The organism is Microcoleus sp., from assembly GCF_049646505.1.
Taxonomy (GTDB): domain Bacteria; phylum Cyanobacteriota; class Cyanobacteriia; order Cyanobacteriales; family Microcoleaceae; genus Microcoleus.
In genome coordinates this window covers 1-12,048 of record NZ_JBARVX010000274.1, presented here as the reverse complement: position 1 = coordinate 12,048, position 12,048 = coordinate 1, and the positions used below count along the sequence as shown (strand labels likewise).

8 protein-coding genes and 1 pseudogene are annotated in these 12,048 nt (G+C 45.5%); 4 read left to right on the top strand and 5 right to left on the bottom strand.

The annotated features are described in order from the left end of the window. A partial coding sequence (locus WBA89_RS14920; RefSeq protein ID WP_424407683.1) for an S-layer homology domain-containing protein occupies positions 1 to 1,027 on the bottom strand: 1,027 nt, incomplete at its 3' end. A gap of 76 nt (positions 1,028 to 1,103) precedes the next feature. Between WBA89_RS14920 and WBA89_RS14915 the strand changes: the two genes are divergently transcribed. The 4 genes from WBA89_RS14915 (at position 1,104) to WBA89_RS14900 (ending at position 6,731) form a co-directional block, all read left to right on the top strand. Then, complete coding sequence (locus tag WBA89_RS14915) at positions 1,104 to 1,649, top strand: hypothetical protein (protein ID WP_424407681.1); 546 nt, start codon at positions 1,104 to 1,106, stop codon at positions 1,647 to 1,649. A gap of 419 nt (positions 1,650 to 2,068) precedes the next feature. Beyond that, complete coding sequence (locus tag WBA89_RS14910; protein ID WP_424407679.1) at positions 2,069 to 2,545, top strand: BON domain-containing protein; 477 nt, start codon at positions 2,069 to 2,071, stop codon at positions 2,543 to 2,545. 413 nt (positions 2,546 to 2,958) lie between these two features. After that, positions 2,959 to 4,131, top strand: coding sequence for a histidine kinase (locus WBA89_RS14905; RefSeq protein ID WP_424407677.1), 1,173 nt, complete (start codon positions 2,959 to 2,961; stop codon positions 4,129 to 4,131). Between the two features lie 1,538 nt (positions 4,132 to 5,669). Beyond that, a complete protein-coding gene (locus WBA89_RS14900; protein WP_424407675.1) occupies positions 5,670 to 6,731 on the top strand; it encodes a pentapeptide repeat-containing protein in 1,062 nt (353 codons plus the stop codon). Positions 6,732 to 7,063: 332 nt separating this feature from the next. Here WBA89_RS14900 and WBA89_RS14895 read toward each other — a convergent pair whose 3' ends face one another. From WBA89_RS14895 to WBA89_RS14880, 4 genes and pseudogenes are all read right to left on the bottom strand, one after another. Further along, the gene (locus WBA89_RS14895) at positions 7,064 to 7,798 is read right to left on the bottom strand and encodes a galactosyltransferase-related protein (protein WP_424407673.1); all 735 of its coding nucleotides are present in this window, start codon (positions 7,796 to 7,798) and stop codon (positions 7,064 to 7,066) included. 8 nt (positions 7,799 to 7,806) lie between these two features. Continuing rightward, positions 7,807 to 8,706, bottom strand: coding sequence for a glycosyltransferase (locus WBA89_RS14890; RefSeq protein ID WP_424407671.1), 900 nt, complete (start codon positions 8,704 to 8,706; stop codon positions 7,807 to 7,809). Positions 8,707 to 8,957: 251 nt separating this feature from the next. Then, positions 8,958 to 10,379 (bottom strand): glycosyltransferase family 2 protein, encoded by a 1,422-nt coding sequence (locus WBA89_RS14885; RefSeq protein WP_424407669.1) that lies wholly within the window; start codon positions 10,377 to 10,379, stop codon positions 8,958 to 8,960. Continuing rightward, positions 10,348 to 12,048, bottom strand: a pseudogene (locus tag WBA89_RS14880) (hypothetical protein); the annotation flags it as partial. The pseudogene WBA89_RS14880 and the gene WBA89_RS14885, both read right to left, overlap by 32 nt.

Genomic DNA, 12,048 nt, shown 5'->3' with positions numbered 1-12,048 from the left:
CTGCTGAAATCGAACTCGGAATTACACCCGCTTCTGCTAAACCTTGAATTACTGAAAAATCTGGGTCTGTTTTGGATACGTCAGAAAACGCGGGTTCGCTAGAGTCTACTGCTAATCTAATTTGTTTTCCTTGACGGCTGGCATAAATCTGGTTGTTTGCTGCTACTAACCAGCGGGCGTATTCGCGGCGGGTGACAATTTTGTTGGGTTTGGGCAAAGCGCTGTTAGTTTCTAGGTTAGCATTTTCTGTAGATCGCACTTTCAGCACTTCCAACTGAGACAAATCTGCCACATACTGGCGCAATTGTTGAGGAATTTCGGTGTCTAATTGGCTAACTTTGTCTGATTTTGGCGCTGGAGTAGTTCCTGCTGAATTAGATGGAGTTGGTGAACCGGTGGGAGATGGGCTAGAGTCGGAATTGTTAGGTTGGGGAGTGCTGGCAATTTCTGAGCCTTCTTTACTGTAGTCGATCGCAAATTCTGTAGAACCCCCCACTTTTTGAGTAGGAGAAAGCGACACTGTTACCCGCAAATTATCTCGCGTTGCGACTAAAGTACCTTGTCCGTCGGCGCTGGGGATGCTGACTATTTGCCAGTTGCTGCGCCCAAATTCTTTGGTGTAAAAGTTCTGAACCGAATTAACCGGATCTGTGCTTTCCCAGCGCAGCCGCACAGTGTTTGGCTGCGGATCGGTTTGCCCGCCAACTTCGATTAACTGAGCATTCGGATAGAGTGGAATCTCGGTGGGGAAGTCGGGAGGAAGTTCGGCGGTTGTGCTGGTTTTGACTGCTGGCGGAGGAGGCGGGGGAGATAAAACCGCTGGATTTTGTTGTAATTTGGGATCGGCGGCTAAAGATTCTTCCAGTGCTTTACTGTTGGGGCTGTTTGCACAAGCTGTGACAGCAGCTAGCAGACACAGGGCCAGCCAAGTATTTACACGAGCGAGTATATTGGTTTTATTGGTTTTACTGGTGTTAGCTTGCCCGATCGACTTGCCTTGTCGTTGAGTAAATATAGTATTCAGCATAAATCCCTCGTTTGCGGATATCTTTCTAGGCTAGCGCATATCGATCTGAAAAATATAAAGTATAATTTTTATCCAAATGAAATTGCTGCATTTATTCCTAGTTACTGCTACATTACTTGTCTGGCCTGTGAAGTTGACCGCTCCGGCAAAAGCTCAACTAACCCCGCTGCGGGCTGGCTTTCAGATGCCGGAGTGGCAGCCATTTTGCTCGGCAACGGGTCTGTTTGCGATCGATATGCCGGGAACTCCTAAAATTAACTCCGAAACTTTTTCAACTCAAGTTACCGCTCATACATACAGGTCTATCTTAAAAAATAAAGACACTTATTTACTTCAACACTTTGACCTAGATTTTCGGCTCAGCAACAACAATATCAAAATTACTTTAAATAATGCCGTTGATTTCTTTGTCGTGGCAGCCAATGCTAAATTGCTGCAAGTGCGGGATATTTCTCTCGGCAGCTATCCGGGAAAAGAGTTTGAATTTCAGCCGCTTTCCCCCACGGAACCTGTAGGTGTAGGTCAAGTATTTTTGGTAGAAACCCGCGTTTACGGCCTGGTTGTGACTGCCTCAAAACCAGAATACGCTCAAAAGTTTCTTGACTCTTTTCGTTTGTTTTGAACCCGGAAGTTGGGCAATTAATTGTGTACAGCATTTAACGAATTTAACCGAGGTTGCTAAGATGTTCGAGGTGCGGGGTTAAAATTAGTTTGGAGAGGCGATCGAATTTATTAATAAAACTTAGGGAGTTCAATTTTATTCGTACAAAAATCTTGGCTTTGGCAACGAAAAATCTTGGCATCAACCGGGTTTTTGAGGGATACTGCGTCGGGGATTAATTAAGTTAAAATTGACCTAGTACCTTATTGGGTTTTTTGTACTCTATCTAACGACATAGATAAAAATTATATCTGTAGAGCGATGAAGCTGCTTCCTCAAATTTATATATTTGATATAAGGATTTTTCCGCACGCACAAAGCCCAAAAATCGATCGCCAACAAAGATTCTGTAGCTTATTACCCGGAGGATATTACATATTATGAACAAACTAACACCACTTCTGGTCAGCGGCATCCTATTATTTGGAGCTGGAGCTTGCGCCGACGGGGCTAAAACTAGCACTGACGCTCCTAATTCCACTACTACTACACAAAGTGCCGCCAACCCGCCTGCAGCAGACAATGTTCAAAAAACTCAGTCCGACGCCACGAGCGAAATTCGCCAAGCCCAAGCAAATTCTGATATCAGGGCCCGAGAACAGCGCAACAACATCACCGGAGGCGATGCAATCAGAGCAGACAGCGACCTCGAAAGTGAAGTTCGCTCCAAGTTGGAAGTGAACATCACCAAAGGTCTGCTAAATGTTGAGGCAAAAGACGGGGTTGTCACCGTAGCTGGCACTGTTCCAAATCAAGAAGATTTAGCTAAAATTGAGCCGCTAGCTAAAGAAATTAAGGGTGTCAAAATGGTGAATGTTACGGCGAAAGTTGTCCCCGCTGCACCTGCATCGCCTTGAAATTAATAAATTAGCAGGAAGAAGGAAGAAGGAAGAACCCCCCCCCTACCCCCCCCAAGGGGGGAAGGAAGAAGGAAAAAGGAAAATTGGGCTTTGAAAATATAGCTTTCAAAGCAAAGTGCAACGCTTGCACAACTCTTCCGGTATAAAGGGTTTTAAGTTAAAAAGTTGAAGATTTACGCAGTCAAAAATCCTAACTAAAAAACTCGTGCAATACCTGCAGCTTCCCATTCCCTATTTCCGATTTCCCCTTCCTGAAAATTCGGGTAAATCCGCCTGAAGAAAGAGGCCGAAGTTATTCCCAGCGACCGATGAAAAATGTGGAAAAACAACGACTAAATGTGATTGATGGCAGCAAACAGAACGGAAATTCTGTAGTTGTGTAAAAGTAGTATATTTTGAAGGAGAAAAAAATGGCTTTAGGTCAAAACAAGCGAGCTGTAGGAGCATTTTCTAATTACCGGGATACGGAACTAGCCCTGGTGGAACTGCAAAGTACCGGGTTTCCGATGAATAAAGTTTCGGTAGTTGGTGAAAACCTCAATGGCAACGAAATTGGCGGCGCTAGCACTGCTAAGAGTACCGACGAGCAAGTGGGGGGCGGCGCGAAAGCTGGCGCGACGGCGGGAGTCGTGACGGGCGGTTTGATTGGCTTGCTCGGCAGCATTGGGGCGCTGGCGATTCCGGGAGTTGGCCCGATCATGGCGGGGGGCGCGATCGCCACTCTGCTGGCAGATACTGTTGTCGGAGGCGCGATTGGGGCAGCAGCGGGGGGTTTGGTCGGCGGTTTGGTCGGTTTGGGAGTTCCTGAAGACAAAGCTAAAGTTTATAGCGATCGCCTCTCGCGCGGAGAATATTTGGTATTCGTAGAAGGAACAGATGCCGAACTTGCCACTGCCGAAGGAATTATGAGCGTGCGGGGCATTCAGGATTGGGGCATTTACGATGTGCCGGCAGACACCGGCCGCAGAGCTTCGACCCGCGACAAACGCGCCGTCGGGGTATTTTCAACCCGCCGCGAGACAGAACACGCCCTGGGAGAACTCAGAACAGCCGGTTTTGACATGAATCGGGTTTCGGCGATCGCTAAAGATGCTGATTCTAAAGGGGACATCGCAGGGATTGACGTGCACGACAGCGCCGACAACAAGGCTGATGAAGGGGCGACCAAGGGCGCGCTCACAGGCGGCACTTTGGGCGGTCTGACGGGCTTGTTGGTGGGTCTGGGCGCGTTGGCAATTCCGGGTATCGGGCCGATTATGCTGGCAGGAGCCTCAGCTACGGCGATCGCCACTACGCTGGCAGGTACTGCTTTGGGTGCAGCAGCAGGCGGCTTGATCGGAGCTTTGGTCGGTATGGGAATTCCTGAAGAGGAAGCTAAAGCATACAGCGATCGGGTGGCGAGAGGAGATTATTTGGTACTGGTTGACGGTAGCGATGCAGAAATCGCTAAAGCTGAAACGATTCTGAGCCGCGGAGGCATTCAGCATTGGAACACCTACGACTATCCCAGCAGTGTCGATAGCGCTCGGGCAGATTACGGCGCTCCTGGCACTCCCGGCGTTGATACTACGGCTCGTATCTAGGACCCCAGTCAGGGCGTGACCGGCCTGGGGTTTTTTGATAGTTCAGACTTTGTTTGGCTATTGTTTCTGCCAATGCCAGGGCAGTCGCACTCCCGCACTTGGATTGTGGATGGCGCAGGCGTTTAGCGCTTGGCCGATAAAATTCTCTCAAAAGTCGGCTTTTTCTCTGAAAGCTGGCTTTTGTTTTGTTTTGGAAACTTAAAAAAAGCGACAGCAGTAAAAAAATGCAACTGTATGCAAACTCCAAACCCATACAGAGTGAGTCATTGCCAATTTGATGGGCGGGCTGGGCTTTGGGTGCTCGGTTCGATCGGCTCCCTTAATTTTTATAATAAAAAACGGTAGTGGTTTTTAAGTCTGTAACACTCACTACTGCTCGCTTGCAAACTCCGCAGTACGATCGAATTCGATCGGATAAATTACAGCAGATATTGCTTGGTTAGTCAAATAGCGACTATCTTTAATTATGGGATAGGTAATTTCAGCAACTTAATACAGGTGAATTAGCCCGTCCCGCGCGCCCTGGATAATCCGCAGCCGCCGGCAACTATTAGAATAATAATATTGTCGGAGCCTTCGGTCAAGACTTAGACTGGTCATTGGTTGTAGCAGCCCAATTGTCGCTGGCAACACCTGCGGCATGAATACAGTTTTTCTGGGAATGCCTCGGCGAAGCATTTGAGCCGCTCAGGAACAGCTTTTATGTCCGGGAGCGCGTCTGGTGTGGGGCTTTCTGTTAATTAGAACCGCAAGCGCTCATGGATCGAGTAAAGATTGACAGCAAGCACAGCATCGCGGGAGCACGTCCCTGGCTCGCGGGGGATTTTTTCGCGAAATCTCAGGCGAGGGACAGCCGGTTGTTTGCTTCGCCCGCGAGCAGTTCAGAACTCAGACGGAAACAGCCTTCCTGCAGGATTTCACTGGCACCGAACACAGTGGGGGGAGGTGAAACTAGCTGATCTGACCGGGTTCTGCTTTGATGGGCGAGAGAACACATCGGCCAGAAAGTAGAAGACATTCGGACTTGAAGCTTCGGGTTCTTATTTCTTTCTGGCAGTAATAAATTCGATCGCCAGTACCAGCAATTTTTCGGTCAGAATGGGGCGGGAATGCCGCCAGCAATACCCCAAATAGGCGATCGACCTTGACAAGGACGATCGACAACTTCTCGGTATTTTGGTAAATTGTTAGCAGTTAATAGTTAGTGATTAGCAGTTAGTATAAATACAACTAACAATTAACAACTAACATCAACCGCCAACTAATTACCAGCAAAATAATAGTTACAGGGCTTACAGGTGACGAGAAACTCAGTTTCTTCATGAATGCCGCGCTAAAAATATCCAGATTCTTTACGAGAAACCGGTTTTTTTGTGAGCGACAACTATGTGAGCAGGGTAATGCTAGGAATCAACCAGTTTTGATTGACAATTGTTGTGGCAGTATTCGTTGAAAAAACATACTGCTAAACACGATAGTACAATTTTTCAGACAACATAGAACATCGAAAAATTAAGGAAACTAACTCTACTTTTTTTATGAATTTCACTGAGATTTTAAGTGCCGATGAACTTTTAACTAGACATAGAAACGGGGAACGAGATTTTCGAGGAGCCAACCTCATCGCAGCTCATTTGATTGAAGCTAATCTCAGTCGAACAAATTTGAGCAACGCTAATTTAAAAGGGGCAAACTTAATTAGAAGCAAACTAATTGGAGCTAATTTAAACGGCGCAGATTTGAGCGAGGCAAATTTATCTAAGGCGAAATTAATTGAAGCTAACCTCGGCAGTTCTAGTTTAACTGGAACTGTGGCGATCGGAGCCGATTTTAGCGGGGCAAATCTCAGCGGATCAATATTGTCTCGCGCTGACTTTAGCAAAGCTGTTCTGACTGGAGCGAGTTTAGTAGGAGCGTGTTTGCTGAGCAACTCGAAACTAAGTGAGGCTAATTTGAGCGGGGCAACGCTTAGCCGAGCAATTATGAGCGGGGTTGATTTAAGCAAAGCAAATCTGACTAGATCCATTCTCAGCGAAGTGGATTTGAGCGGGGCGAACCTGAGCGGAGCAATTCTAATTCGGGCTTATCTCAATCGCGGAAATCTCGGCGGCGTGAACTTAGTTGGGGCTTATTTGAGCGAAGCAAGTCTGCGGGAGGCTTCTGTTTGCGCTGCTGATTTGAGCGGTGCTGACTTGAGCGGTGCTGACTTGCAAGGTGCTAATTTAAATGGCTCTAATTTGAGCGGTGCTGATTTACAAGGAGCTAATTTAAGTAAAGCCAATTTAAATGGTTTGATTCTGCACAATGCTGATTTGAGGGCTGCGAATTTGAACAAAACTTCTTTGCGGGGAGCTGATTTGAGCGGTGCGAATTTGTCGGGAGCTAGTTTGTTGGAAGCGGATTTGCGGGGAGCAAATTTGAGTCACGCCAATTTGTCGGGAGCGGGTTTGCTGCTAAGTTCTTTGACAGGAGCAAATTTGACAGGAACTAATTTGTCAGAGGCTAATTTGATTGGGGCGAGCTTAAATGTTGATAATTTGAATCAAGCGGCTTTGGGCGGGGCTATTTTGCCGAATGGAGCTACTCACAGCCGCGATTGAGCTGTTGGTTGTTGGCAGTTGTTAGGAAAGCAGTTGGCAGTTGTTAGGAAAGCAGTTGCTATAAGAGACCTCTCCTAAAAGCCAAGAACAGGCTCTATGCCTGTTTCAAAATAATTCTTGGAAATGTCTAATAGCGAATATTAGACAGTTGATTCAAGTCTGGTTGCGTCGATTAACTATAATACCTGCAAACTGGGTTTATTTGAGAAACTGGGTTTCTCACAAGCGCGGGTTTGAGAGCGATCTCAAATCCGGGTTTGGGTTCCCCTTTAGGAACCAGTCGGCCTTGGGGCCGACTTTGTTTGACTTTCTGGCGGTTGAAACCGCCCCCGTCACTGGCGTTTAGTATAATAGTGCTGGCGGTTTTGGTCTATCCAATGAGATTCCGACCAATTCGGGTCGGGTTCGTGCGCTAAATGGAGGTAGATTAATTCGGGCGATCGACAAAAATATCTATCCTCTCCCAAGTAGCGTTCAACAATATCTTGATCCTCTGCTCCCCAGCCAATGAATGTCTCATCCCATCCGCCTATTTCTATTAAGCGTTGGCGTTGAAATATGGGTGAAACTCCAAACCGCTCCCGCCGTGTCAAGTGCTTAAATAGCGCTGTCGGCATATCTTCTGGTGCAACTTGAAATTCTTCAATTCTGGCAGAATTTTGAGCGAAATCCAGGCGGGAAGTATCGCACATCATTCGATAGCCAGTGACCAACATTTGGGAAGAAATTTGAGCCATTTTTAGATGGCGGTCGAGCGTATCTCGGTAGGGAATGAGATCGACATCAAAAGCTGTTACCCATTCCCCGCGCGACAGAGATAAACCTAAATTTAAAGCTTTGGTTTTATGAAAAGTTCCCGCGCAGGGAAGATAATTGTAGTTGATTGGTAAGTTAGTAATTTCTGGTAAAATCCAAGGTGAAGAAACCCGATCGAGTTCGATTAAAATAATTTCGCAAATAGATAATAAGTTTGAGGAAGCTTGAGTTTTCCACCACGCGAGTTGAGTTTTTAAATTGTGTTCTCGCTGGCGGTAGGTAATAATTAAGGATAACTGAATTTCAGTCACGGCTATAATTAGGGGGTAAAATTAGTGGTGATTTCTAAAAATTGAGGATGTAAAATTGGTGGTTGGACTAAATCGCCAAAGAGAGCGCCTTTTTTGAGAGATTGCAAGCAAGAGATGATATTGCGATCGCGCGTTTGCTGGGTTGGTAGTTGCTGGTGATGTTGGTTGCGTGTCCGATCCGCATGAGAAATATGGATTACATTCCCCGCGCTGCAGATCTCGATTCCCAACAGGGTAGCGCGAATTAGCAAATCTTGGTCTTCCCATCCCCAACCTGTAAAAATTTGCTTGTACCCTCCCAAGCGTAATAGGGTTTGTTTGCGGGTACAGATCAAACCGCAGCCCGGTCGATCGCGATCGCCCGCCACCGCCCGTACAATATTAACAGCGGCAATCTGTTCGCGGATCTGGATGTTGTAAGTATAGCGTTCCCGCTTTAAAGCGGCTGTTTGCGGGCGAGACTCTTCTACAGTTTTCACTGAGCAAATAATCCCATTTTCTCGCGAGTTGGCAGATACAGACAATAACTGCGGCAGATTTTCTACAGATTCTGCCGCCTTCTCGATCGATAATAATTTCAGACTGCTTGGAGATAAAACAGAGTATAATAATTGTAAAATTGCTGGCTGGTTCCAGATAATATCCGCATCGGAAATTAGCAAATATTCGGCGGTGGCGCGGAGAATTCCTTGATTGATTAACTGAGATTTATTAAAGTTAGATTGAGGATATTTAAACCACTCTATTTGTTTTAATTGGGCTAGCTCGTGTAAAGCAATTAAACATTGAACTTCTGTTGTTCCACCGTCGCAAATAATGATTTTAGTGACGGGAAAACTCCCTAAAAGCGATCGCACGCAGTCGCCGATTTCAGGACGGTTCTTAACGGGGATAATTACCTGTAACATGATGTCTGTTCTATTAACCGCAAGTAAAGTTTGTAGTGCGGAATGCGAGTCCGCAATAAGAGCGTATGCAAGTCCGCACTACGAACCGTTTTTGTGGTGGTAATCGACCGGACATGATATAACATGATGTTTATAACAGTTTGAAAAAAGAGGCTAGGCAAAGGAGGCAGAGCCTCCGGATCTGCGTTACCAGGCAGAGCCTGGTAACAAGGAATTGCTAATTATAAAATCAATCTAAAATTTAAAATCGATTAGTTTGCCCAGCGCAGGGAAGATCCTGTTATATAATTGAGTTCGATCGCCTGTGCTGTCTTCAAAGGACGCAAATCTGGTAGTTTACCCTCGCGCACCGCCGCAGTATTGGCGATCGCTCTACTCTTGAGTTGCTGAATCAATTCTAAACGCACCGGAGCATCTAGTCCAGTTTGTCGATCGGTAGTTAGGGAACCGTCTCGGTGCCGGCGAAAATAAGCAAAGTCAGGAATATTAACTATTTTCGCAGCAAAGTGCGATCGCAGCAAAAACTCACTATCTCCAGAAAACCGCAACCCCGTAGCAAAACCGCCCAATCTTAAGACTAAATCCCGCGAAACTAAGCTAGTAGGGTGTAACAGCGGATGTCCCGGTTTTTCCGCTAGGGCGGCGCTGACATTGAGAGGATAAACAACAGGTAACAGCCTATCATCTTCAAACGCGCGCAATTCCTGCGTCCCCACTAATTCAGCACCAGTATTTTCTGCTGCTGCTAACAACAATTCTAAGCGATTGGCGCTAGACCAATCATCAGCATCTTGGAACAAATAAGCATCATAATTTGTTAGTTCGATCGCCTGTTGAATTAAACGATAAGGCCCGACATTCACAGCCGAAGCTAATAAAGTTACTCCCGGAAATTCTCGGACAATATCGATAGGTGGCGAATCCGAGCCATCGTCAAGCACCACAATACCATCCAGAGGTCTAGTTTGACTTACTAGGGACTGCAAGCAGCGATGTAGAAACTGTTCGCAGCGATAATGGGGAATCACCGCCAGGACGCGAGATTGATTTGTAATTAAATGATTATTTGTAGCCTTGATGTTTTTTTCAGCAATATTCTCTGAACTTGTAGAGGAAATAGAACGATTTATTTTGGGATAATCATCCGAGTCTAAACTGGCAAAATTTATGTTAGTAGTTCCCCAATTAAAAGCGATATTTTGCCGTTCTAATTCTCTAGCAACTCCTAAAAGACTCCAGCGATTTATTTCTAACTGCGGTAGTGCTGCTTTTAGCAAAGGCGTTGACGCCATCCAGCCCAAGGCGGGGAGAGGATGTTGTTTGGCAGTTTCTAGTGGTAATACCACCGCTGGAGGTAAGGATGCTAGTGCGAAATTTGTTAGTTGAGGCGGCAAAAACATTACCGGCGTATTAGCCGTTAAAATTGCAGTGACTTCTGTATTAATTGTCTGTAAAACTTTCAAACACGATGCAAAAGATTCAATATTAAAGACGAAAAAATCAACATCATCTTCATCGAATGTGTAAATTGTACTTTCACCCTGATGATTTGAGGGATCGATCCCAATTATATGTTTTAATTGATAGAGTCCATTGTGTTGCAAAGCGCCCATTGCATTCGTTGACCAGCCCAGATGACTTTTACCCAGGATAATTAAAGTTAAACTTACCATTGGCTCGATCGCAAATAATAGACTGTTTGTAATTCATTTCTCGTGCTAATCGTTCAAATCCCGAAACGCGCATATCCGGCGGTGCGGCGGCAATTAAACATTGATAGGCTAATTCCGCTTCTCCCCCTGCCAACCAAAGTTTAGATAATTTCAACAAAATCGGCATCCAAGGTATCGGATCGATATCTCGATCGGGTAAGTTGGCGCTAATTAATCCAGCATGATGTTTAATTTTATCTAACCATTGTACGGGGTTAAGCGGTTCTTGCCAAAGCAGTTTAGCATATCCTTGTTCGAGTTCGACTCGTGCTATTTCTGTCGGTAAAGTTGCTGTGGCTTGTAACTGAGATAATGCTGTGGTAGCTGATGCGCCATCGCCCAAAATTGCTTGCCGCCAAGTTAGCCAAGCGTCTAAAAAGGAATCGCCCGTTGTTTGTCGGTGGTTGCTGGATGCGAGGGTTTTTCCGTTTAGTAACTCCCACCAGGATGCTAAAATTTGAATCTGGAATCTGGAGGCCCAAAAATTTAAATCTCCGATTAAAATAGATAAGATTGGTTTCCACGCGATCGCGATATTTGGATTTTCGCGTTTGGCTTGACTCGCTGCTAGATTGAATGCTGCTAACAAGTGCTGAATATTCAAAACATCTAGCTTGCCAACATCCGGTAAATTGGTATTTTCCCAGATGGATTTAGCGGTGTTATGCTCGAATCCCAAACAGGGAATTAGTAAATCTACCATCGCGGAATATTCCCGGCAATTCATCTCGGCTAAGCGCTGTTGGGCGTGGCGGTAGATATTTTGTCGGGTTGGGCGATCGGCTAAAAAGCTGCACGTCAACAGCAATACTCGTACAGACATCAATTCTACGGTTGATTCCCGATAAGTTTTACGTTGTAATAGCCTTTCTAGGGCTTGTTGGGCCAACGGCGAAATCCCCGAATTTACCATCGCTGTCGGCTGAATTAAACTTTTTAACAATAATGCAATTTCTCTCGCTTCTCCTGCGGGTAATAAACCCAATTCCAACCACTCGCGCCAAGATTTTTTCGTCACCCATTCGATCCACTCTAGATCGCTACAACTTTGGGTATTTTCCAGTTGACTTAAATCCGATGAATCTACAATAACTCTCCCTCGAACTTCTCCAAATAAATTTTCTAACCAAAGCTGTAAAGGTGACAATTCAAGACTTTGCTGCGGTTCGACTTGCAGCCAAATATCTACATCTAATTGATTTTGCCTGACTATCTGATAATTAAGAATTCCCGGAAATTTAGGTAAACAGATTTCTCCAGGATATTTCCAGCCTTGCTGAGTCTTGATTTGTTCTTGACTGCGGCCGAGAATTTTGGCAGTTATTTGCGATCGCCCGCAACCACACGCATCGGAATATAATTGCAGGCGATCGCCACATTTATATCGAATCAAAGGCATTGTACAATTGAATAAATCTGTAGTGACTAATTCACCGTCAATAATTTCATACAAACATCGATCGACATCTAAATGCAGCCGCCCGCCTTCAGGACAACTCAGGCCAGAAATCCCCGTTTCTTGGCAACCGTACTCGTTAATAACTGAAGCTTGAAAAACCGATTCAAGCAACTTTTTTTGAAATTCAAATAAAACCTCACCTGTACAAATAATTCCCAAGACAGCAGGAAT

Coding starts and splice junctions, on each gene's coding strand:
- WBA89_RS14905 (WP_424407677.1), top strand. CDS start 2,959: ATGGCTTTAGGTCAAAACAAGCGAGCTGTAGGAGCATTTTCTAATTAC.
- WBA89_RS14885 (WP_424407669.1), bottom strand. CDS start 10,379: ATGGTAAGTTTAACTTTAATTATCCTGGGTAAAAGTCATCTGGGCTGG.
- WBA89_RS14910 (WP_424407679.1), top strand. CDS start 2,069: ATGAACAAACTAACACCACTTCTGGTCAGCGGCATCCTATTATTTGGA.
- WBA89_RS14890 (WP_424407671.1), bottom strand. CDS start 8,706: ATGTTACAGGTAATTATCCCCGTTAAGAACCGTCCTGAAATCGGCGAC.
- WBA89_RS14915 (WP_424407681.1), top strand. CDS start 1,104: ATGAAATTGCTGCATTTATTCCTAGTTACTGCTACATTACTTGTCTGG.
- WBA89_RS14900 (WP_424407675.1), top strand. CDS start 5,670: ATGAATTTCACTGAGATTTTAAGTGCCGATGAACTTTTAACTAGACAT.